At 48.4% G+C, this 24,055-nt stretch carries 21 protein-coding genes; 4 read left to right on the plus strand and 17 right to left on the minus strand.

Going from position 1 to position 24,055, the window contains the following annotated elements:
* Positions 1-66: 66 nt before the first annotated feature.
* From FN037_RS12760 to FN037_RS12790, 7 genes are all read right to left on the minus strand, one after another.
* The gene (locus tag FN037_RS12760; RefSeq protein ID WP_012135940.1) at positions 67-1,074 is read right to left on the minus strand and encodes a PIN domain-containing protein; all 1,008 of its coding nucleotides are present in this window, start codon (positions 1,072-1,074) and stop codon (positions 67-69) included.
* A gap of 151 nt (positions 1,075-1,225) precedes the next feature.
* Positions 1,226-1,654: a HigA family addiction module antitoxin gene (locus FN037_RS12765; protein WP_142502379.1), complete on the minus strand. Its 429-nt coding sequence runs from the start codon at positions 1,652-1,654 to the stop codon at positions 1,226-1,228.
* Positions 1,655-1,735: 81 nt separating this feature from the next.
* Entirely contained in the window at positions 1,736-3,127 is a 1,392-nt protein-coding gene (gene trbL / locus FN037_RS12770) for a P-type conjugative transfer protein TrbL (protein ID WP_142502380.1), read from the minus strand.
* Between the two features lie 187 nt (positions 3,128-3,314).
* Positions 3,315-4,109 carry a P-type conjugative transfer protein TrbJ gene (gene trbJ / locus FN037_RS12775; protein ID WP_142502381.1) on the minus strand — a complete coding sequence of 265 codons (795 nt, stop codon included), beginning with the start codon at positions 4,107-4,109 and terminating at the stop codon, positions 3,315-3,317.
* Positions 4,110-4,190: 81 nt separating this feature from the next.
* Entirely contained in the window at positions 4,191-4,544 is a 354-nt protein-coding gene (gene traJ, locus FN037_RS12780) for a conjugal transfer transcriptional regulator TraJ (RefSeq protein WP_142502382.1), read from the minus strand.
* 791 nt (positions 4,545-5,335) lie between these two features.
* The gene (locus FN037_RS12785; protein ID WP_142502383.1) at positions 5,336-6,325 is read right to left on the minus strand and encodes a replication protein RepA; all 990 of its coding nucleotides are present in this window, start codon (positions 6,323-6,325) and stop codon (positions 5,336-5,338) included.
* Between the two features lie 12 nt (positions 6,326-6,337).
* Positions 6,338-6,565: a helix-turn-helix transcriptional regulator gene (locus FN037_RS12790; RefSeq protein ID WP_034497625.1), complete on the minus strand. Its 228-nt coding sequence runs from the start codon at positions 6,563-6,565 to the stop codon at positions 6,338-6,340.
* Positions 6,566-6,652: 87 nt separating this feature from the next.
* Between FN037_RS12790 and FN037_RS12795 the strand changes: the two genes are divergently transcribed.
* Complete coding sequence (locus FN037_RS12795) at positions 6,653-7,687, plus strand: transcriptional regulator (RefSeq protein ID WP_142502384.1); 1,035 nt, start codon at positions 6,653-6,655, stop codon at positions 7,685-7,687.
* Between the two features lie 493 nt (positions 7,688-8,180).
* Here the strand turns inward: FN037_RS12795 and FN037_RS12800 are convergent, their stop codons facing one another.
* The 3 genes from FN037_RS12800 to guaB form a co-directional block, all read right to left on the minus strand.
* Entirely contained in the window at positions 8,181-9,371 is a 1,191-nt protein-coding gene (locus FN037_RS12800; protein ID WP_142502385.1) for a site-specific integrase, read from the minus strand.
* A gap of 307 nt (positions 9,372-9,678) precedes the next feature.
* A complete protein-coding gene (gene guaA, locus FN037_RS12805; protein WP_138361064.1) occupies positions 9,679-11,256 on the minus strand; it encodes a glutamine-hydrolyzing GMP synthase in 1,578 nt (525 codons plus the stop codon).
* Between the two features lie 68 nt (positions 11,257-11,324).
* Positions 11,325-12,791, minus strand: coding sequence for an IMP dehydrogenase (gene guaB / locus FN037_RS12810; RefSeq protein WP_138361063.1), 1,467 nt, complete (start codon positions 12,789-12,791; stop codon positions 11,325-11,327).
* Positions 12,792-12,949: 158 nt separating this feature from the next.
* Here guaB and xseA point away from each other — a divergent pair, with 158 nt between their 5' ends.
* Positions 12,950-14,320, plus strand: a complete 1,371-nt coding sequence (gene xseA, locus FN037_RS12815) for an exodeoxyribonuclease VII large subunit (RefSeq protein WP_142502386.1) — start codon at positions 12,950-12,952, stop codon at positions 14,318-14,320.
* Between the two features lie 6 nt (positions 14,321-14,326).
* Here the strand turns inward: xseA and FN037_RS12820 are convergent, their stop codons facing one another.
* Positions 14,327-14,545 carry a zinc ribbon domain-containing protein gene (locus FN037_RS12820; RefSeq protein ID WP_142502387.1) on the minus strand — a complete coding sequence of 73 codons (219 nt, stop codon included), beginning with the start codon at positions 14,543-14,545 and terminating at the stop codon, positions 14,327-14,329.
* Between the two features lie 494 nt (positions 14,546-15,039).
* Between FN037_RS12820 and FN037_RS24605 the strand changes: the two genes are divergently transcribed.
* Complete coding sequence (locus tag FN037_RS24605; RefSeq protein WP_260607860.1) at positions 15,040-15,414, plus strand: TonB-dependent receptor plug domain-containing protein; 375 nt, start codon at positions 15,040-15,042, stop codon at positions 15,412-15,414.
* The gene (locus FN037_RS12825; RefSeq protein ID WP_260607861.1) at positions 15,411-17,105 is read left to right on the plus strand and encodes a TonB-dependent receptor family protein; all 1,695 of its coding nucleotides are present in this window, start codon (positions 15,411-15,413) and stop codon (positions 17,103-17,105) included. Before FN037_RS24605 ends, FN037_RS12825 begins: the two co-directional genes overlap by 4 nt.
* Before the next feature lie 237 nt (positions 17,106-17,342).
* On the opposite strand, the gene FN037_RS12830 is transcribed toward FN037_RS12825, so the two are convergent.
* The 6 genes from FN037_RS12830 to ispG all read right to left on the minus strand — a co-directional run bounded on the left by FN037_RS12830 (position 17,343) and on the right by ispG (position 24,030).
* Complete coding sequence (locus FN037_RS12830) at positions 17,343-17,636, minus strand: hypothetical protein (protein ID WP_138361060.1); 294 nt, start codon at positions 17,634-17,636, stop codon at positions 17,343-17,345.
* Positions 17,637-18,104: 468 nt separating this feature from the next.
* The gene (gene der / locus FN037_RS12835) at positions 18,105-19,583 is read right to left on the minus strand and encodes a ribosome biogenesis GTPase Der (RefSeq protein WP_138361059.1); all 1,479 of its coding nucleotides are present in this window, start codon (positions 19,581-19,583) and stop codon (positions 18,105-18,107) included.
* A 115-nt stretch (positions 19,584-19,698) separates the two neighbouring features.
* The gene (bamB, locus tag FN037_RS12840; RefSeq protein ID WP_138361058.1) at positions 19,699-20,877 is read right to left on the minus strand and encodes an outer membrane protein assembly factor BamB; all 1,179 of its coding nucleotides are present in this window, start codon (positions 20,875-20,877) and stop codon (positions 19,699-19,701) included.
* A gap of 10 nt (positions 20,878-20,887) precedes the next feature.
* Positions 20,888-21,508: a YfgM family protein gene (locus FN037_RS12845; RefSeq protein ID WP_138361057.1), complete on the minus strand. Its 621-nt coding sequence runs from the start codon at positions 21,506-21,508 to the stop codon at positions 20,888-20,890.
* 34 nt (positions 21,509-21,542) lie between these two features.
* Positions 21,543-22,817, minus strand: coding sequence for a histidine--tRNA ligase (gene hisS, locus FN037_RS12850; protein ID WP_138361056.1), 1,275 nt, complete (start codon positions 22,815-22,817; stop codon positions 21,543-21,545).
* A 91-nt stretch (positions 22,818-22,908) separates the two neighbouring features.
* Positions 22,909-24,030 (minus strand): flavodoxin-dependent (E)-4-hydroxy-3-methylbut-2-enyl-diphosphate synthase, encoded by a 1,122-nt coding sequence (gene ispG, locus FN037_RS12855; protein ID WP_142502388.1) that lies wholly within the window; start codon positions 24,028-24,030, stop codon positions 22,909-22,911.
* Between the last annotated feature and the right edge of the window lie 25 nt (positions 24,031-24,055).

The raw sequence follows: 24,055 nt of genomic DNA on the forward strand, positions 1-24,055 counted from the left end.
TCCTCCAAGATAGCGGCTCGCCAGCGTAGCTTTTGCCCATTCGATAAGCAGCAATGCCTTCCTTACTTACGTATCGAGCATGTCCCACTCATCACCCAAGACCCATCGCAGGGCAGAAAGCTTCCCATTGAGCACCCCCCATTCAAAGTCGCTCCAAGGCCCAGTATCTTCATATTTATCCCTGACTCGTTGAGCTGCAATTTTTGCTTGGTCGAGGGTATCTTCGTGAATCACATCATTGCCGTGGCGTTTTGTGCCAGCGGGGATTACCTCTATATCACCATTATCTAGGTGATACATCATGTTCATATGGCGGTTGTACCAAACTTTATCGAAGAGCTCGTCCATCGCAGACATGATTTCCTGAAGCCCACGAGTTTCGTCCTCCCAAGCAAAGCTATTCTCATAGTGAAATTCTTCAAGATCGAGCAGATCCTCGATGGCAGCGCTCGTGGCGTTAAAGAATAAAGAGCTGTTGCCGTCAAAAATATCTGCGAAATCGTCGTGTGGCTGCCTGTGGTCTTTGCCGGAAAAATCCGTCACATTGTGAGTGACAAATCTAAAGGTTTCGTACTCACTTATATGCGACAGCCGAAACTCTTGGAAAGTTTCTGCTAACATTGCATCAGCCACACTATTCTTCTGCTTATGGAACGGTGCCTTCTTAGCGATAGCCCGCTCTGCCGCTCTTATTTTTGCGGCATCAGAGATTATAACTTCGTGGGCCATGTCAAAAATTTTGGTAACACGATTTACTGTATTTTGATTAACTTCGGAAAGAATAGGCAATCTGTGATTAACATCATCTAAGGTCCTGAGCGCAGTATCTTTACCTTCACCGCCAAAAGACTCAACTACCCCTTTAATTACTCGAAATTCACTGGAGAGTCGTTTTCGCGTAGCCTCAATCACCCTTTCTTTATTTCGTTCGTACTCGGCACGTATCAGATCGGGCAGTAGTATTTTGATACTCCCATCCTCTACCAGATGCTCGATGGCAGTAAGCATTGGCAATTCAGCTTTTTTAGAGGAAATATCAAGCCAAACACATGTATCGAGCATTATTAGATGCATTAAAGCTCCCAAAAGTCATGAAAGTCAAAGACCTATACTATATAAGATCGTTACCTGATAATCGAAGGTGTTTCAAGATGCTATGACTTGAAGAACTACTGTCATGACACTTGAGGGGCTGCGCAGATATCATGGCATTGAGTTATTATTTCTACCGTCGTTTCTTCCGATCTTGCAACTTCTGCAGATTACTCCAGAAATCCTCATCAGTCCCAAATATGTCAGCAAGAACGCGAGCCTCATCATCCGTAAGACGACGCAAACCACAGATAATATCTTCAATATCCTGCTTGCAAACACCAATAGCTTCCGCCAGTTCATCATGAGACATACTCAGCGGTTTCAAAAATTCCTCTGCCAACATTTCTCCCACTGTCACAGGCCCGGCGGTATCTGCTTTTGTGTAGTATGCAAGAATCTCTGAACGCCCCAGCTCATACGTAAGCTCACCTGAAATAATACGTGCCTTAATGGACTCGTACAGTGGCGTACCACTGGGGTCCATTCCTTCAAATCTCAGGGAAGCCTCTGCTTTGCGGAAGCCCTCAATGCGTAACCGTGTATAGGGAGTCCTGGACATGTTTTTCCTTTGAATTGCAGGAGTAAAGTTCGCACAGTGAAATCGTCAGCTCACGCTACCTCGTTAACTGACGCACGTGACTTAAGATTTATTATTACCCGATAAGCTATCATCGGCAAAATCATCATGTTCGCGGTTATCCCGATGAGTAGCTGTCTGCTTACGTATCTGAGTCGCCAACTCCCCTCCAATAGTTTGTTGGACACGAGAAGAATTGCTACTTCGCTTCATTTTCTGGTACTCAGCAGCTCCGTTGGCCATGCTGCTTCCCATATGGCTTGCCATGCGGCCAGCTCGTGAGAATGAAGCAAACCCCTGACTTCCTCCACTGGTGCTAACTGAACTGCTCCCTGCTGACGAACCACCGGAACTGCCTGAGGGTTGGCCTCCAGAAGTATCTACAGAACCGGTATCTTCCCCGCCGCCAAATCCTCCACCGGAACTGCCTCCACCACCTGAACCAGATTCTTCGGCCATGGCAGCTTGCGCAGACTCGAACGCTGCCTTTAATGCAGAGGCTCCGCCGCTGAGTTGAGCTGATGCCCCTATTGCCATTGATCCAGCACCGCTGATGGCAGTAGCGGCAGCGCCGGTAATCATACCCGCCCCAAATCCACCAATCCCTTGTAAAGACCCCCCTCCTACAACACCTGATAACAACAGTGGTAGCTTATTCGTTAATACTAATAGGATAATTGACGCCAAAAGCAAAACGATAAGACTATTAAGATCAGGAACATCATCATTAATAAGAGAAAAATATTGATCTAAAAATGATTGTCCAATCCCAATAATTAATGTCATCGTGAATAATTGAATGCCAATCGATAAAACAGTTCGTAAGTAATTAATTGCTATATCAGAGGTCCATTTCGAACCACCAAATCCAAGCAATATAACTCCTGCATAACATAACACCCATGCAGAAACCAACATGATTAGCATATTTATCGCTATAAGGGACATCACTACCAAAACGATTATCGCGACCGTTATCATAATGGTGGATATCATTGGCGACCAAATTGATGCGGCTGAACTGACCTTTGTTAATATCGCAAACGCCATATCAACTATGCTTGAGGGCGAAATACCAGTACTTATTCCTAAAGCGTTTGCTGCAAGTTGTCTCATTGAATTAATTATGGATTGAGATATGGATGGGCCATTGATTAAAAGATAGTAAAAAAAACCAATGACGGCAAAAAAGCGAACTATTTCAGCAAGTACGCCTGTCAACCCTTCCCCTTGCATCGCCATCATACCAAATGTCCAAACCATACTTATTAATACCAGCCCCCAGAAGAGCCAATTTGCATAGTCAGCAATTACTGTTGTCCATGTACTGGCTACTTGTTGAAACTTATCTAATAAAGAATCAAGTAGCCCGCTACTATCTAATTGACCAGCATAGGCATTTATAGAAAAGAAAAGTATGATACCTAAAAAGGTGAGCTTACTTACTATTTTCATGATTACCATTCTCGTTTAGGGCTTGGTTTATTATTACTCCGTAGAGCACATTTATCGTATTTATGTTCATCAAATTTATTATCTGGCGTCGATAAACAATCTTTATCATTTTTATCGCAAGAACATATGGTCAATAAACTGATCAGAATAGATACAATCAAAAGATTATCTTTCATTCTGCGTTTCCTCACCAAATTCGCTTCGGGCTTGGTGTATTCTCTCCAGCTAACGCTTTTTCATCAGCGGCTATCTGTTGTGATTCTTTATCTGCCTGAGCCTGTGCCAGTGTTGCTGCAGCGTTTTGTTGGGCTACCAAAAGTGAGCGGATTTGCAGTAACTGATTTGTCTGTGCACTGGCAAGCTGGTTTGCCGCCTGAATAGCTTCCATTTGCCCTTGTGCGCCGCTTGCCTGAGTTTGTAATTCGGCAAGATTATCAGCATCGCTCTGCAGGGTGTTCTGCTGTTCGTCAATTACCTTAAATACTGCGTCATTGGCCTTTTTACGCGCCCCTGAGCTGTTCTGTTCAGCTTCACGCAGTGCACTAATTTCAGACGCGGTACATTCAACATTGCTGTTAAAGCAAGGTGATGTCCTGTAGTAGTTGACATCCTGATATCGTTTCAGGTACGCATCCAGACTCCCGGCCTGATTCTTGTAGTAATTAAGGGTATTCTGCACCTGCAACAATTTATTAATTGTTGAATTTGCCTGGTCCCAGATATAGGCCGCAGGAGCTACGGTGTTCTGCAGCATGTTTTCATACTGCTGCAGCTGCGTCTGGTACTGCTGGATTTGTTTAGTCACAGCCTGAACGTTGTTAACTGCGCTGATTGTGGTCTGAACCACATTTGTGCCATCAATAACGGGAATTCCGGCCTTCACCGGTAATGCGATGACGGACGCCACGAAAGGAACTATTAAAGCTTTTTTAGCGGCTAAAATCCCTCTTTGTAATGAAACCACTCGGAACATTAAATTCATTTGCTCACCTCTTTTTCATCAGTTCAGTAATATTTAACACACTGTCTGTTAACAGACGCAGGTATATAGGAAACCACACATTTATTTATCCAAAATTTTATCCATAATGTTCCTTAGTTCTTGCCGAGTTGATTCTATTTTCGCAAGCAAGGTTCTTATCAGTGTGGGTGAAAAATCAACTGTTCGAGGATCATTTGCGAGCCATAATTTAAGTAATCCGCCAAGTCGTCCAAGATCAGCGTTTACTCGGCTAAGTTCATTAACCTGTTTTATATCTGCGATAGAATCAACCTGATAACCCATTGCAACTCTACGAACAAAACAGGCAACACTTAATCCAGATGTTTCTGCATTTTCTTGGATGAGCATTTTTTCTTCTGGCAGACAGTACACCTTGATAGGCGTGCAATTTTTCCGTGTCTGTTTCTCTGTCATCTCGATCTCCAAAAAGGCGGTAGCCGATTAGCCTCGCAGAGCAGGATTCCCGTTGAGCAGCCCAGCTGCGAATAAGGGAAGGTAAAGTTGGGCCACCGTTCACGGTGGGCCTACTTTACATATCCTGCCCTCCAGTTGCCGTAGTATATCTGTGCACATCAATGTGTATTTCAGTGTACAGGATGTGTTTTCTTGGCGTATTAATGCAGGATTACTCGGGTAAAATCCTTCGGTATATCGTGAATCTCGACCCCGTCTCACTGGTTATAAACTCAGCCATAACTGATTTCATCGCACCTAACTCATAGGGAAATTTATCGGATTTTAGCGGCTAAAATTTCTAAAGCCTCCTAATCACAGCTAACCAATTATTTTATATGCTTAAAAACCTCTACCTCATGTGTCAACAATACAAACACAAGCAATTAATGTTTAGCTAAACAAACCCCAATAAAATTTACACTAAAAAATCTAATAGTGATAATCAGGAATGAATTTGACCCCATCGAGCTTATCCACAGTATCTTTCCTTTAACTACAGGTTAATTTTTATATAGGTTAAACCTACAGGAAAACACTACAGGGTGTTCTATAACCCTTTGTTATAAATTGATTTTACAACCATCCAAGTGACAGAACATGCGTATACCGAGACAAAACATGCGTAAACTTCGACAGAACATGCGCAGAATACTTTCTTTAAAGCGTGACAGAATATGCGTGGATAACTTTCTTCATCCCCAAGCTTATACACACTTGTAAAGTTTAAGTTGATAGACGTTCATCACGCTTCAATATCCCTCAGTTCTGTATTTTTTCCTTCGAGGTACTTGAGGAGCACCTGGTTTTATAAGAAGTCCTTTGTCGGTCGGTGTAGCGTCTAGCCCTGGCCATGCCCGCTGTACCTTTTCAAGCCCATCGTTAAACCGTCTCCTAAAGTCTCTGACATCGGAATAATTTGAACCCATTTGCTCCATCAAACCTAGCCAAGGGATAATTGTGCCTCGCTTTAAATAACTCACACGATACGTCGCCCAGCAATATATATCCAAGGCCATCGGAGAGCGCTTAATCAAACGCAATACTCTCATATCCAATGGGACAGGTTTATCTGTTATCAGTTGAAAAAATTTAGGTGACAACTCAACCCAAGACTCCCATAGAAAATCTTTCTCTGGTTGTTTTGCACTCCACAAAATATGGGATACATCCGCTACTCTGGCTCCCATTTCATCCTCACAAACATATCCACTTTCCTCATTTAACTCTGCAAACGTAACACTGACCGTAGTTTTAAATAATCGCCGCATCTGTTCTCGAAATGGATTTATAGAACCATTTTTTCCACCGGTTGAGCGAAGACCTAAGTCTTCCATGAAACGCCGTTGGGAGCGACCCAATTCAAGCTTACGTGCTTCCTGTTCTGTAATAAATCCTTTATCCAGTTTTGACTTATTTCTAACTGCTTGAGAACTAACCCAAACTAATAGCAATCGAGCATAGCAACCGAAAGGCAAACCTACTGCTGATGGTGCCATCATATGCATGGTTAAATTACCATTTTTACGGCACCACTCATTCAATCCTGGATTGCTGTGTGGTAGGGTTGCTTGAATTAAGAACCGAGCAATAAAACCAATTTCATTGGCTTCCAGAGCACTACACTCCTGGATTGCCAAAAGTTTATCTATATATCTCGTATTTCTCTTAACTTTCACTGACCCTTTTTTGTTTTGAGTCGGTTCCCTAGATGGAGCATCCATTACATATTTAATCATCATGATGACTCGCACTTACCAAAAAAAACCGGGTCTTGCTGCCTTTAAAGCCGATCTGCGCTTTTCTTCAATCCAGTTTTCAACCTCAGCTAAATCCCAAGCAACACTTCGGCTAGTCAAAACAATACGCTTAGGAAACTCACCACGCTGCTCCAAGTTATAGATTGTTCGATCAGACAAAGGAATCATCTTGAGTAATGTTCTGCGATTAATCAGCATTTTATTAGTCATTGACGAATTCATACCATATCTCCTTATCAACACTGTTTAGTAGATATTGCCTGAAGTTTCTTGTATCTTAGAGGTATCAATTGGACAAATAGGTTGGACATGAAAATATTTGAAACGGAAGAGAATGCGCAAAAAAGACTAGGGCTGTATTACATCCCTGTTTGGGAACATACTGATGAAACGGTAGTGCATGCCATCCGCATCTTTAGGGAAAAATGGCATTCATATTCTGATAAATCTAAACGGTACAACATCATAAAATTGATCAAAGAGTTGATTGATCTATCTGTATCGGAATATTTAAGTCGACTTCCAAATCATTATTTATCTTTTTGCCCTGCCTCAATAAAAAATTGTAACTATAGCGATCTTGTTAAACTCAGAGGCTTTTCTTATACGGCCGATCAAATTCACTTTCATCTGAGAAATTTTGTTAACCATAGTTCTCATACAGAGCAAGACATGTTTTTCATATCCACTCAGGACATGCTCAAATCATTTTTTATGTATTGTGAAGGAAACAGCCCAAAAAATTCAAAGCTAGCCCCCGATCTCTATGTAAATATGGAAAGAAAAACGCGAATTTGTGCCTTATGTGGAAACCCGACTGAATTTTCATCATTTATTAGATCATGGAAAGAGAATGGAGTTATTGAAGGTGAAGAAAACGAAGATAATGAGAAATTTGGAAAAAAAAAGAGACCAGACTTCAGTCAAACATACTGTCTAAATCACCGACCGAAACTGCACGATGGTTCTTGGAACGCGACCTACAAACAGGCAAAACGTTCTACAAAGCAATTTGAGCAAGAAGTCTTGAGGCTACGGAGACAAATTGCCCATCCAGATCGCTACAATGCAAAATCTGGAGATAATTTAGTTGATGAGTACTTTTATCATTACCTCTTTGATTCTTCACTGGATCCAACTAATGTCGCTGAACTGCGCAACTTAGCACGCAGAATGGTAGATTCGCGACTGACTGACAACAAAAAGCGAATACTGGTTCTTCATAAGCAAGGGCTTTCCAATCGCGAAATTGGTATAAAATTAGGGGGCTTAACAGGTAGTGTACTAACAAATCAAGCTATTTCTAAAGCCTTAGGAACGATTCGTGATGAGTTCATCTTATAAAATTCCATTTCTGGCAAAATTTTAGCGGCTAAAATCTCTCGCAGAAAAACTAAATACATAATACATTTTAATATTATCATCAACCAGTTATGTAAAATCTTCCGCGATTAAACGGTATTAAGATGATGGCTCATGGTGTTATGATTTATCATTTATAGCGCAGCTGTAAGCGATTATGCAAAATGGATCTCTGTGATATTACCTTACCAGTAAACCACAGAAGCTGATCTGTAATGACATAGGGCTGATCAATTCTATGGTTATGCAATGGCTCATCACCTTACTTGCCTCTGATCATGAAAGGCATTGGTTTTCCTGCGAGTAAGTCTAAGCCAAAGGGTCGTTTACAGTTGCCCTTCCCTCTGCTCAATAGGTGCTATCTTACTTGCTGAATCATAGAGGTGGCATTTAGAGACATAGATGCCTTCATATTTTAGCGGCTAAAATTTTCCTTCTGTCGCCAGAAAAAGATTGATTACAATTTAATTTATTATCAATTACTTACCCATTCATCAATCATATTCGCCCAATCTTGTAGCATCTCAGCCCTCTGCTCACGATATTCAGCCTTGTTATAAACAGCTCGTACCCCCTTTTGTTCATGGGCAAGGCACTTCTCAATCCAGTCAGTATTATACCCGGCCTCATGTAGCAAGGTGCTGGCAGTACGCCGTAAGTCATGGGGGCCAAACTTAGGCAACAACTCCCCTTCTTTCTGTGCCTGACGATACGTCAGTGTCAAAACCCGGTTTAAAGTAGCGCTACTCATAGGTGCATCGGAATCGTAGCGCGAAGGAAGGATAAAATCAGAGCTACCGGCAAAGGTTTTAAGAGCAATCAAAATATCCATTGCCTGTTGGGGAAGAAAAACCAAATGTGGATTACGTCGTTTCATCCTCTCCTTTGGTATCGTCCATAATGCTTCACTAAAATTGATCTCGCTCCAAGTCGCGTTAGTAAGCTCGCTTTTACGTACCATCGTTAACAGCAAAAGTTTAACCGCTGCTCTGATTGATGGCGTCGTTCCTACCCGTTCCATATACCGATACATCAGACCGATTTCAACTGGCGTCAATGCCCTGTCACGAGGCTCAAATTTCGCTATGCTTGCAGGCCGTACCAGATCAGCTGGATTCTCCACCTTCTGACCGCGCTCAATAGCCCAGCGATAGACTTGCAATACAATCTCTCTGGCGTGTACAGCTGTCGCCGGTGCCCCTCTCTCGACAATGTTATCGGTTAATGCACGTAAGTCTTCATGTGTAATCTCGCTAAGTTTCTGCTGGGCAAATTTTGACTTCAACTCCCTTTGATATACCGAACGCCGCATATCACGTGTCGATTCAGCCATTTGATAACCGCGTAACCATTTCTCAGCCCACGCACCAAAAGTCTCAGCATCTTTGATACGCGCTTTATCTCTGGCTTTTTCCCTAGCAGGCGATCTTCCACTGGCAACCATTTTTTTGGCTTCATTGAGCCGTTCACGCGCTTCTGCAAGCGTGATCCCTCCAACAACATAGCGGCCAAAAGTAACGGTCTCCTGTCTTCCGTTTATTGAATAGTTATAACGAAATGAAATAGTTCCAGCCGGAGTGACCGCAACATACAGACCATCACGGTCATTAACTTTATAGAGTTTCTCCTTCGGCTTAAGGTGACGCAGCCTGGTGTCAGTCAACATGGTTTATTGTTTTCCTTTATCAAAAAATACCATGTTGTAAAAAATCCAGAAAAGTCATTTAACTCTCTGTTTTTAATTGAGTTATAAAAAACAAATACCATAACTCAACCGAAATTTATCACATGGTACTTTTTCAAACCTGAATTCAAAACCAGAGAGTACCATCAAAAATTCCATTGAAAAAACCGTGCTTCCCGTTGCTAAAAGCTGCCAGAAAGTGCCAGACACAAAAACAAAAAAGCCCGCAGTTACGCGGGCTTAGAGGTACTTTACTGCTTTTACGTGCAGGCTGTTGCCAGACGTTAAATCATTCCCACTCTATTGTTGCCGGCGGTTTACCGCTGATGTCATACACCACGCGGGAAATACCGTCGACTTCATTGATGATGCGGTTAGACACGCGGCCGAGGAAATCGTACGGCAGATGCGCCCAGTGGGCGGTCATAAAGTCGATGGTTTCCACCGCGCGCAGGGACACCACCCAGTCGTACTTACGACCATCGCCCATCACGCCGACGGAGCGAACCGGCAGGAACACAGTGAACGCCTGGCTCACTTTGTTATACAGATCGGCTTTGTGCAGCTCTTCAATAAAAATAGCATCCGCGCGACGCAGCAGGTCGCAGTACTCCTTCTTCACTTCGCCCAGCACGCGAACGCCAAGACCCGGCCCCGGGAACGGATGACGGTACAGCATGTCGTACGGCAGACCCAGTTCGAGACCAATCTTACGCACTTCATCTTTGAACAACTCACGCAGCGGTTCAACGAGGCCCATCTTCATCTCTTTCGGTAATCCGCCCACGTTGTGGTGAGATTTGATGACGTGCGCTTTACCGGTCGTGGAGGCCGCAGACTCAATGACATCAGGGTAGATAGTGCCTTGCGCCAGCCATTTAACATCTTCCAGCTTCAGCGCCTCTTCGTCGAATACCTCAACGAACACGCGGCCAATGATTTTACGCTTCGCTTCAGGATCGTTTTCCCCCGCCAGCGCGGCCAGGAAGCGGGATTCGCCTTCCACATGAACGATGTTCAGACCGAAACGGTCGCCAAACATATCCATCACCTGTTGTGCTTCGTTCAGGCGCAGCAGACCGTTATCCACAAATACACAGGTCAGATTTTTGCCGATAGCGCGGTGCAGCAGCATCGCGGTAACAGAGGAATCCACGCCGCCTGACAGGCCAAGGATCACTTTATCGTCGCCGACCTGCTGACGAATACGCTCGATGGCATCGTCAATAATTTTCGCTGGCGTCCACAGCGCTTCACACTGGCAGATCTCAAGCACAAAGCGCTCCAGCATACGCAGTCCCTGACGAGTATGGGTCACTTCAGGATGGAACTGCACGCCATAGAAACGCTTCTCTTCATTAGCCATAATGGCAAACGGGCAGGTTTCGGTGCTGGCGACGGTGACGAAGTCAGACGGAATGGCGGTAACTTTATCGCCGTGGCTCATCCAGACATCCAGCATAGCCTTGCCATCCGCGCTCAGCGCATCTTCAATACCATGGATCAGCGCGCTATCGGTCTGAACTTCAACCTGCGCATAGCCGAATTCACGCTCATTGGACGCTTCAACATGACCGCCAAGCTGCATCGCCATGGTCTGCATACCGTAGCATACGCCAAATACCGGCACGCCTGCTTCGAAGACATACTCCGGCGCGCGCGGGCTGTTATCTTCGGTAGTGCTTTCCGGGCCACCGGAAAGAATGATGCCGTTAGGATTGAACTCACGAATTTGAGCTTCAGTCACGTCCCATGCCCACAGTTCACAATAGACACCTAATTCACGCACGCGACGCGCAACCAGTTGGGTATACTGAGAACCGAAGTCCAGGATAAGAATACGATGTTTATGAATGTTATCCGTCATTGACGATAATTCCGAGGCAAGTGATACAGGTTAAATAAATCGCCCGGCACATGGCCGGGCGATGAAAATCAGGAGCCCATCCGGTAGTTCGGGGATTCCTTGGTGATGGTCACGTCGTGAACGTGGCTCTCCTGGATACCCGCGCCGCTGATGCGCACGAATTCCGCTTTGGTCCGTAGTGTATCGATAGTACCACAACCGGTCAGCCCCATACAGGAGCGCAGGCCACCCATCTGCTGGTGAATGATCTCTTTCAGACGGCCTTTATAGGCGACGCGGCCTTCGATACCTTCCGGCACCAGTTTGTCGGCAGCATTGTCGCTCTGGAAGTAACGGTCGGAGGAGCCTTTGGACATCGCGCCAAGGGAGCCCATACCACGGTAAGATTTATAAGAACGCCCCTGATAAAGTTCAATTTCGCCCGGGGATTCTTCGGTACCGGCCAGCATAGAGCCAACCATTACCGCCGCCGCGCCTGCGGCAATCGCTTTGGCGATATCGCCGGAGAAACGGATACCACCATCAGCAACCACCGGAATACCGGTACCTTCCAGCGCTTCAACCGCATCGGATACTGCCGTGATCTGCGGAACGCCCACGCCGGTGACGATACGCGTGGTACAGATGGAGCCAGGACCGATCCCTACTTTCACCGCGCTCACGCCCGCTTCAGCCAGCGCCCGCGCGCCCGCGCCGGTGGCAACGTTGCCGCCGATAATCTGCAGATCAGGATATTTAGCGCGAGTTTCACGAATACGCTGCAATACGCCTTCGGAATGACCGTGAGAGGAGTCGATCAGCAGAATATCAACGCCCGCAGCAACCAGCGCATCTACGCGCTCTTCGTTACCCGCGCCTGCGCCAACTGCGGCGCCAACACGTAAGCGGCCCTGCTCATCTTTACAGGCGTTCGGTTTACGTTCCGCTTTCTGGAAATCTTTAACCGTGATCATGCCGCGAAGATGGAAGCTGTCATCCACAACCAGCGCTTTCTCAACGCGTTTTTCATGCATTTTGGCAAACACCACTTCGCGGCTTTCACCTTCGCGAACGGTGACCAGACGCTCTTTCGGCGTCATATAAACGCTAACCGGTTGATTCAGATCGGTCACGAAACGCACATCACGACCGGTGATAATACCGACCAGTTCGTTGTCTTCAGTCACCACCGGATAACCCGCAAAACCGTTACGTTCGGTCAGTTCTTTCACTTCCCGCAGCGTGGTGGTCGGCAGGACGGTCTGCGGATCGGTTACCACGCCGGACTCATGCTTCTTCACACGCCTGACTTCTTCAGCCTGGCGCTCGATGGACATATTTTTATGAATAAAGCCGATGCCGCCTTCCTGTGCCAGAGCAATTGCCAGACGCGCCTCGGTCACGGTATCCATTGCTGCGGAGAGCATAGGAATATTCAGACGAATGGTTTTCGTCAACTGAGTGCTGAGATCGGCGGTATTTGGCAGAACGGTTGAATGAGCGGGAACGAGGAGGACGTCGTCAAACGTCAGAGCTTCTTTAGCGATACGTAGCATGGGCAATATCTCGACCAGGGTGGATAAATATTGCCGTGGCATTATACAGAGCGTAACCGATTGCATCTACCCTTTTTTGAAAATAATACTTGCGATCCCCTCTGAGCAGGTTACTATCGACTGAATAACCTGCTGATTTAAAATTTGATCTTGCTCACATGTTTCCATCCCAGTCACCCTCAATTTACACGGTAAGTCGCCTGAATCAGGCGGTTCGTCTGCTGCTGGAACGTGAAATGGGGCAGGTATGGATTAGCGGCGAGATTTCAAATTTCAGCCAGCCATCATCAGGCCACTGGTACTTCACCTTAAAGGACGATAACGCTCAGGTGCGCTGCGCGATGTTCCGCAACAGCAACCGCCGCGTCACTTTTCGCCCACAGCACGGGCAGCAGGTGCTGGTGCGCGCGAATGTTACCCTTTACGAACCACGCGGCGATTATCAAATCATCGTTGAAAGTATGCAGCCAGCAGGTGAAGGTCTGCTTCAGCAGAAGTATGAGCAGCTCAAGGTGATGTTGTCTGCAGAAGGGTTGTTCGATCAGCAGCATAAACAGCCCCTCCCCTCACCGGCACACTGCACCGGCATTATTACGTCAAAAACCGGCGCCGCACTGCACGATATTTTGCAGGTGCTCAAGCGTCGCGATCCCTCGCTACCGGTTATTATTTACCCGACCGCCGTTCAGGGCGATGACGCCCCAGGGCAGATCGTTCGCGCGATTGAGCTGGCCAACGCGCGTCAGGAGTGCGATGTGCTTATCGTCGGGCGCGGCGGCGGTTCACTGGAAGATTTATGGAGCTTTAACGACGAGCGGGTCGCGCGGGCGATTTTTGCCAGTCAAATTCCAATCGTCAGCGCGGTAGGCCATGAAACCGACGTCACTATCGCTGATTTCGTCGCTGATCTACGGGCGCCAACGCCTTCCGCCGCGGCGGAGATTGTCAGCCGTAACCAGCAGGAGCTGCTGCGCCAGATACAATCCGGGCAGCAGCGTCTGGAAATGGCGATGGACTACTTCCTTGCCAACCGCCATCGTCGCTTTACCCAGCTTTTTCACCGCCTGCAACAGCAGCATCCCCAGTTGCGGCTGGCTCGCCAGCAAACGGAACTGGAAAGATTGCGTCAGCGCATGCGTTTCGCCCTTGAGGCGCAAATGAAGCGCGCCGACCAGCGCCAGCAGCGCGCCATACAGCGCCTGAATCAGCAAAACCCGCAGCCGCGTATTCACCGTGCCCAGAGCCGTATTCAGCAACTCGAATACCGACTGGCGGAAAACATCCGTGCACGACTTGCTGAACAGCGCGAACGCTTCGGTAATATGGTCACGCACCTGGAAGCCGTCAGTCCACTGGCCACCCTCGCCCGCGGCTATAGCGTGACTTCCGCCAGCAACGGTACCGTGCTGAAGCAGACCAAACAGGTACGCGAAGGAGATCTCCTCACCACTCGCCTGAACGATGGCTGGGTAGAGAGCGAGGTAAAAACGGTTACGCCGGTGAAGAAAACCCGGGTAAAAAAGAAGTAAGGCCAGTTACTCTACCGCTTCCCACTCAACGCGTTTTTTCGAAATCAGCCCGTGTCCGTTCTGACAAAAGTAATCCACCGCGCCGCAGGCTTTTAAAACGTCCAGCGGCTTATGGCACTCCGGGCAGCGAGCTTCCACTGCAAAATCTTTCGCACAATGCTCACAATGAACGCTATTGGCCTGTACCTCAAGCGGGGCGCGGCATACGGGGCAATCAAATTCCATAGTGACTCCTGATGAAGTTGGTCTTGCGCGATTTTATCATGTTTCAGGTTTGATAAAGCCTGCGTACATAACTGCCTTTTCGGTTTGATATGGTGAAAATAGCGCATTTTTTGTTTTCACCTGGTATCCGTTACCGCACAGCAACCTGCTGATGAGCGATACACTTCCGACGGTTTCGTCCAGTGGACCGGAACAACCTAATAATTGCCCAATAAAATAGTTTTATTCGTAAACTTTAAACATCTTTATCAAAAATTTTGATTTAGGTTAAGTCTCTATTTAAGTTCAACAGTAATCGCACTCTCTGTGGCGCGTCTTTCCTGCTTTTCTCACTGAAACCTGTCGTATTACACACCGTATCCGCCCTTTAACCAGGCCACCAAACCAACCCTTGACAACATCATTTCATTTTCGGGTAGATACCGACCCACAATTAATAATGATAATGTTTATTAAAATTATTATTAATAAGAACCATTATTCAGGGATAAAAAATGCAGTACTCGAAGATAGCAACATTAATAACACTCCTGATGGCAGGAAACGCCAGCGCCGCTGCTGAACAAACAATCGTAGTTAATGGCAACATCCTCGGTGACTCTCGCGCTGAAGCGGTAAAAACATGGGCCGGAAGCCGGACCGTTATCAGCAATGAACAATTAGAAAAAGGGGCGAATCGCACACTGGATGATGCCCTACAGCGCGTTCCCGGAGTAAAAATTCAGGATGAAACGGGGACCGGAGTTCTGCCACAAATCGCGATCCGCGGTTTGTACGACAGTCGCAGCGGCCGAGCGCAAATCCTTGAAGATGGGATCCCCCTGGCGCTGGCACCATACGGACAAGAGGGAATGTCGCTTTCCCGGTGACGTTTGCCACCATTGACCGTATCGATGTGGTTCGCGGCGGTGCGGCTGTACAGTACGGTCCCAACAATGTCGGCGGCGTAATAAATCTGATCAGTAAACCCATCCCGTTGAAATGGGAGAATGAGATCTCAGAGCGAGCCACCTTTTATGGTAAGGGCCGCAACCTGTGGGACACCTACCTGAGAACTGGCGGAATGTTGAACGATGATTTTGGCTTGCAGGTTGAAGCCAATCAGGTAAAAGGTAACTCTTTCCGCGAACACAGCGACAGTAAAGTGCAAAATTTCCGCATAAGAGGTCTCTGGAACATCAATGAAGACACAACCCTAAACCTCTCATACCAATACTACGATGCACATGCAGATCTCGCCGGCGCGCTATCGGCTGAGGACTATCAGCATGATCGCAGGCAGAGCACTCGTCCGTGGGACGATTATGATGGCCATACCAAACGCTACAGCGCTGTCTATAACCAGCTATTAGGATCCCTGGGAATCATCGACTCTGCCGAATTTAACTGGCTATTTTTCGGGCATAACTCCGATCGCGATTTTCATGTCGGAATGAGTAAAGTCTCCGGCCAGACATGGAACCCTTCGCTACCTGCAGACATCGTACAAAACTCTCCGCGACACTTTAAGGTATGGGGTACGGAGCCACGTCTGAGCATGGATATTACGGGCGATAACGTCAATCAACAGTGGATCATTGGTGGTCGTTTTGTCAGTGAAAAAATTGATTATCAGGTACGCCAGAAAACCCTCGCCACAGGTACAACCGCGGTAACCCGCGACTGGAGTTTTAATGATAAGGCTTGGGCCGGTTACATCAGCGACGCCATAAAACTCTTCGATGATTCATTAACTATTACTCCGGGTATGCGTTTCGAACATGTCAGCGAAAAGTACACTGACAACAATACGGGTCTGCATACCTCTTCCCCTGACGACCAGTGGTTACCCGGGCTGACCGTAGGTTATCAAATGACGCCGCAATGGTTCCTGTATGCTGATATGCAAAAGAGCCTTCGCCCCGTACAGGTCACGCAAATTGTAAAAGGCGGAGATGTCAACTCGGAGCTGGCCTGGAACTATGAAAGCGGCGTGCGCTATACGCCGACAAAAAATATCAGCCTGCATGCGGATATTTACCGAATCGACTATAAAGATCAAATCTCTTACGACAGCACATCAGACAGCTATCTCAATATAGGCCGTACCCGACATCAGGGGATTGAGCTGGAAGGGTTCTGGAGTCCAGACGTGGTTAGCGGGCTAAAATTGCATGCAGGGTACGCATATCTGCAGGCAGAACAACGTAATGGCGTCAACCGAGGAAAAGAAGTGCCATACGCCTCGCGCAATCAGGTAACACTCGACGGTAATTATGACTGGCGTGGTACAACCTTTACTCTCGCGGGTTACTACTTCAGTAAATCTTATTCCGATGCAGCAAACACGCTTGATGAAAATAGCACCGACTCAGTAGGACAACTGCCATCCTATTGGGTATGGAACGCACAGGTTAGCCGCGATCTCTACAAATCCGGCAACACCGTTTTGAACGGTTATATTGGTATCAATAATCTCTTTAATCGTGATTACTGGTTCCGCGGAATAGACACCAGCCCGTGGGGACGTCAACCCGCACCGGGGCGTTCGGTTACCGCTGGCGTTAGTATGAAATTCTAACCATCATAAAAGCCAGTTTATATTTGAACTGGCTTTACTACTCACCCCGGTCTCACAAACAAGAAAACCTCAGTTTTACCACTCCGGCACTGGCATCGTTTCACTATTGGTGAATAACGCTGTGTTAAAAAAATAGACATGGGCGATCCTGCCAATTAAATTATTTATATAGCAAGATAAAAAGGATTAGCAGGCTGAAAACATCAAAACCGCTGTATCCGAATCACGAATTTCAACTCATTGATTCCGCTGACGCCATTCTTTAACCATCTCTTTTGTCACTTCTTTTTTATAACAAATCGGCGAGTAACCTCCGGCTTTGCTCCAGGCGCTGCGGCGACCGCATGAACTTCCGTTACGTGCCGTATTAAATGGGCAGGCGCATGTACCGGGGTAGGAAGCGATAGAGTCGTCAATAATCCTCTGCTTCACCTGGTTATCTGTTAACGGAGCCAATTTGGCGATAGCCATATCTGACGCCAGGATAAAACCAGCAGCAAGCAACGAAATAGTCACTAATTTGATGTTCATTTGACTCTCTCCGGGCAGTTGATAAACATCCAGAGTATGCGTTGAATAGTAAATCAATATTGTTCTTTACCAACCGCATCAGTCTACCTATTAAAAATAGTAGTTTACGCGGTATGACACAGGAGATCCGTCTGACTAATATTAAATAATATATGATCTACAGAATTTGGGCGCCGGGAAAATTCGGGTAAGACGATCAGGCTAAATTAATCTTCAAAGATAAAAATATCAATATTATCAAGCCGCCTGATTCCGGCCCGTCACTATAGCAATGTTCTTACTACAGCAAAAAGCTAAGTGGGATATCGAGCTCTTTCCAGAGCAGTACTGATTAATAACACCTCATCTTGTTTCAAAAAATACGTTGGCTTTGCCATAAAAAACTGCACCTTACTTAGTCGGTGTCCAACTTTTAGGGTGCAGTTCACGTTCACAGATGCGGCTTCGTATTTCTCGCCAGTGGATCGCTTATTTGCTTTTCTTGATATGTTTAATCAGGCGCTTACGCTTACGCATCTGGTTCGGCGTCAGGGTATTGCGTTTGTTGGCAAACGGGTTCTCCCCTTCCTTGAACTGAATACGAATAGGCGTCCCCATCACTTCCAGCGATTTGCGGAAGTAGTTCATCAGATAACGTTTGTAAGAATCCGGCAGATCTTTCACCTGGTTACCGTGGATCACCACGATTGGCGGGTTATAGCCACCAGCATGGGCATATTTCAGCTTCACGCGACGACCGCGCACCAGCGGCGGCTGATGATCTTCGGCAGCCATGGTCATGATGCGGGTCAGCATCGCGGTGCCCACGCGACGGGTTGCGCTGTCGTAGGCCTCACGTACGGATTCAAACAGGTTGCCGACGCCGCTACCATGCAGCGCGGAGATAAAATGCACCCGGGCAAAATCGATAAAGCCCAGACGGAAGTCCAGGGTCTCTTTCACCTGCTCTTTCACTTCCTGGCTCAGACCGTCCCATTTATTGACGACAATCACCAGCGAGCGACCGCTATTGAGGATAAAGCCCAGCAGGGACAAATCCTGGTCGGAGATACCTTCTCGCGCATCAATCACCAGCAGCACGACGTTAGCGTCTTCAATTGCCTGCAGGGTTTTGATAACCGAAAATTTCTCTACAACGTCAGATATTTTACCGCGCTTACGCACGCCCGCGGTATCGATAAGCACATATTCACGCTCATCACGTTCCATTGGGATATAGATACTGTCACGAGTCGTGCCCGGCATATCGTAAACCACCACACGCTCTTCGCCCAGGATGCGGTTGGTGAGCGTTGACTTACCTACGTTCGGGCGACCGACAATGGCCAGCTTAATTGGCAGATCCTGCGGGTTAAAGTCATCTTCCGGCTCGGCAACGTCTTCACCGTTCTGTTCCGCTTCAAACTGCGCCCAGTATGCCGCGTCGTCATCAACTTCTTCTGGCGGATTCACTTCGTCAACCCACGGCAGAAGCACATGCTCCAGCAGGCTGGTCACGCCGCGACCATGTGAAGCAGCGATCGGATAAATATCGCCTAACCCCAGCGACCAGAAATCAGCAATCGCCTGATCGGCATCAATACCGTCAGTTTTGTTTGCCACCAGGAAGGTTGGCTTTTCACGAGAGCGCAGATGTTTAGCAATCGCCGAATCCGCAGGCATCAGACCAGCACGCGCATCGACCATAAACAGCACTACGTCCGCTTCTTCAATCGCCAGCAACGACTGCTCCGCCATCCGCGTCTCAACGCCATCTTCGGTACCGTCGATCCCGCCAGTATCGATACAGATAAATTCACGGCCTTCCACTTCAGCACGACCGTACTTACGGTCACGAGTCAGCCCCGGAAAATCCGCGACCAACGCATCACGAGTGCGCGTTAAGCGGTTAAAAAGCGTGGATTTTCCAACGTTAGGGCGCCCGACAAGCGCGACCACAGGTATCATGTTAAATGCCTCATACAAAAATCGATACAACGCCGTATATCGCGACGTTTTTTAAAAAGTCAAAACGGCCCCTGTCTGCCAGGGGCCGTTTCTCAAAACCAGACAACTGCCGTATTTAAAGCGTAATCGCGTACAGCGTGCCGTCTTTGGCCTGGATCAGCAACTTACCGTCAGCAACGATCGGATCGGTCAGGAAGCCTGAGCTGTCCACCTTCTGCTGAGCGACAAAGTGACCATCTTCGGGATTGATCCAGTGCATATAACCTTCGCTATCGCCAACAACCAGGTTGCCATTATACAACGCAGGCGCCGTCAACAGACGATGCAGTAGATCGCTTTGCGTCCACAGCGTCACGCCGCCATCGGTGGTCAGCGCCAGCAGGCGATCGTTCTGGTCTACCAGGTAAATACGGTTTCCGTCAACGATAAAGTCGTTTACCGAGCCCAGTTCACGTTTCCACATAATCTGACCACTGCGCAGATCAAGCGCTGTCAGATTGCCGTTATAAGCCAGCACATAAACCACACCGTTCACGATAACCGGCGTCGTATCAACGTCATTAAGACGATCGATTTCAGTCGGCCCGGTCGCTGTAGAAATGCGCTGTTGCCAAATCATTTGCCCTTGCTGCATCAGCACCGCGCTGACGCGGCCGTTATCACCGCCAACAATAGCGGCGCCATAGGCGGTAGCCGGCGCGGATTCACCGCGCAGGGAGAGTGCGGGCATATCAAGGTTAACGGTCCATTTTATCGCCCCATCGGCTTCGTTCAGCGCCTGCAACTGACCGTTGGAGGTATGGATCAGGACCATGCCGTCGCTCACGACCGGACGAGACATCGCTTCGCCCGCAACGCTCGTCTCCCATGCGACGCTACCGTCGCTGGTATTCAGCGCATAAACTTTGGCCTTTTCGCTACCGATATAAACATGGCCGCCGGAAACAGTGACGCCGCCGGAAAGCAACGCAGGCGCACGTGAGAACCAGCCGTCTTTCTCAGCCAGGTTAACCGACCATACCTCTTTACCGTCGCCTGAGCTCAGGGCCTTAACGGTACCTTTACGATCGGCGGCATACACCACACCATCAGCAAAAGCTGGGTGCAGATTAGAGTAGAATTCGCCAATACCGTCGCCGACAGAGGTGCTCCAGGACGTGGACGGCGTAAACTGGTTTTCCACCGTCGGCAGTGGCGACATCTTCACCACATCTTCTTCGCCGTTGAACAACGAACAACCGCTCAATAAGGTAACGGAAAGCAGCCCTGGCAAAAGTAATTTACGCAATTGCATCGAGTCCCTCTCAGATGGACAAATTATTTATTTTCATACGCATCATTTCGCTGAGCGCCGGTGAAGCATCGCTTGTCGAGCCAGCTTCCCAGGCCGCTTTCGCCCCTTGCTTATCGCCTTTACTCAGCAGGATCTCGCCGCGCAAATCGGCAACAATCGCCGTCCAGCCTTCGCCTTTCACGGCATCCAGGGTTTTCAGCGCCGCATCGGGTTGCTTAAGCTGCAGTTGTACACGCGCAAGACGCAAATTGATAACCGATTTCAGGTTATCATCAGAAGCGGCCGCCAGCCCCTGCTGAAGCTGCTTTTCAGCACTCTGCAGGTCGTTTTTATCAACAAACTGCTGCGCCAGCTCAAGCGAAGCAAAGGCACCATAGGTGTTTTTGCTGTCGGCGGCAAACTTCTGCGCGGCGTTCAGCGCATCTGGCTTATCCGATTTGAGCGCGGAAATCGCATTCTCATAAGCCAGCGATGAGCCTCTGGCGGTATCTAACTGATGGGAGGTCCAGTAGCGCCAGCCAACCAGTGCGCCAACGCCTAAAATCACCCCGACGGCCAGCGCTTTGCCATTTTCGGCAAAGAAACGCTTAAGCGCATCGACCTGATCATTTTCGTTATTGTAAATTTCCACGCAGTCCTTCTCCTGACTAATGATTCCCGGGAGATTACCCCAGAAGTGTGCGCAAATGCGCGGCAACGCTATCCTGCGTTACGGTAGTTTGCTCACCTGAGCGTAAATCTTTCACTACCACGTTTCCGTCAGCGATTTCTGATTCACCCAGCACCAGCGCAACGCGCGCGCCCCATTTATCAGCGCGCGCAAACTGCTTCTTAAAGTTGCCGCCGCCGTGGTTGGTCATCAGCTTAACGCCGGGTAACGCATCGCGTACCTGCTCAGCCAGACGCATTGCTGCAGACTGGGTGCCGGTTCCGGAGGCTACCAGGTATATATCGACAACAGGATCGGCTTTAAATTCCGGATTCACTGCCTGGACCAGTAAAACAAGACGTTCCAGCCCCATCGCAAAACCTACGCCAGGCGCGGCGCGGCCACCGAGCTGCTCAACCAGACCGTCATAACGGCCGCCAGCGCAGACGGTCCCCTGGGAACCAAGGCTGGTGGTTACCCACTCAAATACCGTGCGGTTGTAATAATCAAGACCGCGCACCAGACGCTGATTCACGGTATAGCGGATACCGGCATCATCCAGCAGCGCGCACAGCCCGGCAAAGTGCGCTTTAGACTCTTCATCCAGATAGTCGCCCAGCGCCGGCGCGTCGTTCAGCAGCGCCTGTACCTCAGGATTTTTCGAATCCAGCACGCGTAGCGGGTTGCTGTACATGCGGCGTTTGCAGTCTTCATCAAGCTTATCTTTAAATTGTTCAAGATAGGCCACCAGTGCGTCGCGATAGTTGGCGCGGGCTTCCAGCGAACCGATAGAGTTCAGCTCCAGGGCAACATGGCCGGAGATACCCAGTTCACGCCACCAGCGGGCGGTGAGCATAATCAGTTCCGCGTCGATGTCCGGGCCCTGCAGGCCAAAAACTTCTGCGCCTATCTGGTGGAACTGGCGATAGCGCCCCTTTTGCGGACGCTCATGACGGAACATCGGCCCGATGTACCACAGGCGTTGCTCTTGATTGTACAGGAGACCATGTTCAATACCGGCGCGCACGCAACCAGCGGTACCTTCCGGACGCAGGGTCAGGCTATCGCCGTTGCGGTCCTCAAAGGTGTACATCTCTTTTTCAACCACGTCGGTCACTTCACCGATAGCGCGTTTGAATAACGGGGTCTGCTCTACAATCGGCAAACGGATCTCGCTGTAACCGTAGCTACCAAGCACCTGCTTCAGTGAGCCTTCAATGCGCTGCCAGAGAGCGGTTTCGCCCGGCAGATAATCGTTCATGCCACGGATGGCTTGAATGTTCTTTGCCACGTTTAGTCTCTTTATATATACAAAAATGAACCCCGACGCTTCGCGCCCGCAGGTTCAATCATACACGGGAAGCGTATCGCTTCCCAATACGTTATTTCGCTTCAACCTGCTGAATATCGATACGACGCGCTTCATCAAGCATCGAAGCTTTCGCACGAATACGCGCTTCCAGTTGCGCGATCATATCGTCGTTATCCAGCCTGTCTTTACGCACGCCATCTTCGTACAAGCCACTTTTTTTATTGCCGCCGGTCACGCCAAGCGTCGAAACCAGCGCCTCGCCGGGACCGTTTACAACACAGCCAATGATCGAAATATCCATTGGCGTAATGATATCTTCCAGGCGCTGCTCCAGCGCATTGACGGTACCGATAACGTCAAATTCCTGGCGAGAACAGGTCGGGCAGGCAATAAAGTTGATGCCGCGAGAGCGGATTCGCAGCGACTTCAGAATATCGAAGCCGACTTTAATCTCTTCAACCGGATCCGCCGCGAGGGAAACACGCAGGGTATCGCCGATCCCTTCGGAAAGCAGTAAACCGAGCCCGATAGCGGACTTCACCGCGCCGCTGCGCGCGCCGCCCGCTTCGGTGATCCCAAGATGCAGAGGCTGCTCGATCTGTTTAGCCAACAGACGATAGGATTCGACCGCGAGGAAGACATCGGACGCTTTTACGCTGACCTTGAACTGATCAAAATTCAGACGATCGAGATGATCAACATGACGCATCGCTGACTCCAGAAGCGCCTGTGGGGTCGGCTCGCCGTATTTTTCCTGGAGATCTCTTTCCAGTGAACCGGCATTCACGCCAATGCGAATGGGGATATTTTTATCACGAGCGCAATCCACCACCATGCGGATACGCTCTTCATTGCCGATATTACCCGGGTTAATACGCAGGCAATCGACGCCATATTCCGCCACTTTCAGCGCAATTCGGTAATCGAAGTGGATATCGGCGACCAGCGGGACATTAACCTGCTGTTTGATAAGCCTGAAGGCTTCCGCCGCATCCATCGTTGGCACCGAAACGCGAACGATATCTGCGCCAACGCGCTCCAGAGCTTTAATTTGCTTGACCGTCGCTGCCACATCAGTGGTGCGCGTGTTTGTCATCGACTGTACGGCAATGGGGGCGCCATCGCCAATCGGCACATTCCCAACGTAAATTCGTTTCGATTTTCTACGTTGAATCGGAGCCTGGTTATGCATGAAAAATCTCCCGCGTTACCCGTCT

The organism is Klebsiella sp. 2680 (assembly GCF_900198535.1).
Classification (GTDB): domain Bacteria; phylum Pseudomonadota; class Gammaproteobacteria; order Enterobacterales; family Enterobacteriaceae; genus Klebsiella; species Klebsiella indica.

Excerpts from the sequence above, each read along its gene's own strand:
- FN037_RS12830 (WP_138361060.1), bottom strand. The coding sequence starts at position 17,636 with ATGAACATCAAATTAGTGACTATTTCGTTGCTTGCTGCTGGTTTTATC.
- FN037_RS12800 (WP_142502385.1), bottom strand. The coding sequence starts at position 9,371 with ATGTTGACTGACACCAGGCTGCGTCACCTTAAGCCGAAGGAGAAACTC.
- FN037_RS12790 (WP_034497625.1), bottom strand. The coding sequence starts at position 6,565 with ATGAATTCGTCAATGACTAATAAAATGCTGATTAATCGCAGAACATTA.
- FN037_RS12795 (WP_142502384.1), top strand. The coding sequence starts at position 6,653 with ATGAAAATATTTGAAACGGAAGAGAATGCGCAAAAAAGACTAGGGCTG.
- ispG (WP_142502388.1), bottom strand. The coding sequence starts at position 24,030 with ATGCATAACCAGGCTCCGATTCAACGTAGAAAATCGAAACGAATTTAC.
- trbJ (WP_142502381.1), bottom strand. The coding sequence starts at position 4,109 with ATGAATTTAATGTTCCGAGTGGTTTCATTACAAAGAGGGATTTTAGCC.
- FN037_RS24605 (WP_260607860.1), top strand. The coding sequence starts at position 15,040 with ATGCAGTACTCGAAGATAGCAACATTAATAACACTCCTGATGGCAGGA.
- FN037_RS12765 (WP_142502379.1), bottom strand. The coding sequence starts at position 1,654 with ATGTCCAGGACTCCCTATACACGGTTACGCATTGAGGGCTTCCGCAAA.
- xseA (WP_142502386.1), top strand. The coding sequence starts at position 12,950 with ATGTTTCCATCCCAGTCACCCTCAATTTACACGGTAAGTCGCCTGAAT.
- der (WP_138361059.1), bottom strand. The coding sequence starts at position 19,583 with ATGATACCTGTGGTCGCGCTTGTCGGGCGCCCTAACGTTGGAAAATCC.
- FN037_RS12820 (WP_142502387.1), bottom strand. The coding sequence starts at position 14,545 with ATGGAATTTGATTGCCCCGTATGCCGCGCCCCGCTTGAGGTACAGGCC.
- FN037_RS12785 (WP_142502383.1), bottom strand. The coding sequence starts at position 6,325 with ATGATGATTAAATATGTAATGGATGCTCCATCTAGGGAACCGACTCAA.
- bamB (WP_138361058.1), bottom strand. The coding sequence starts at position 20,877 with ATGCAATTGCGTAAATTACTTTTGCCAGGGCTGCTTTCCGTTACCTTA.
- FN037_RS12760 (WP_012135940.1), bottom strand. The coding sequence starts at position 1,074 with ATGCATCTAATAATGCTCGATACATGTGTTTGGCTTGATATTTCCTCT.
- guaA (WP_138361064.1), bottom strand. The coding sequence starts at position 11,256 with ATGACGGATAACATTCATAAACATCGTATTCTTATCCTGGACTTCGGT.
- guaB (WP_138361063.1), bottom strand. The coding sequence starts at position 12,791 with ATGCTACGTATCGCTAAAGAAGCTCTGACGTTTGACGACGTCCTCCTC.
- traJ (WP_142502382.1), bottom strand. The coding sequence starts at position 4,544 with ATGACAGAGAAACAGACACGGAAAAATTGCACGCCTATCAAGGTGTAC.
- trbL (WP_142502380.1), bottom strand. The coding sequence starts at position 3,127 with ATGAAAATAGTAAGTAAGCTCACCTTTTTAGGTATCATACTTTTCTTT.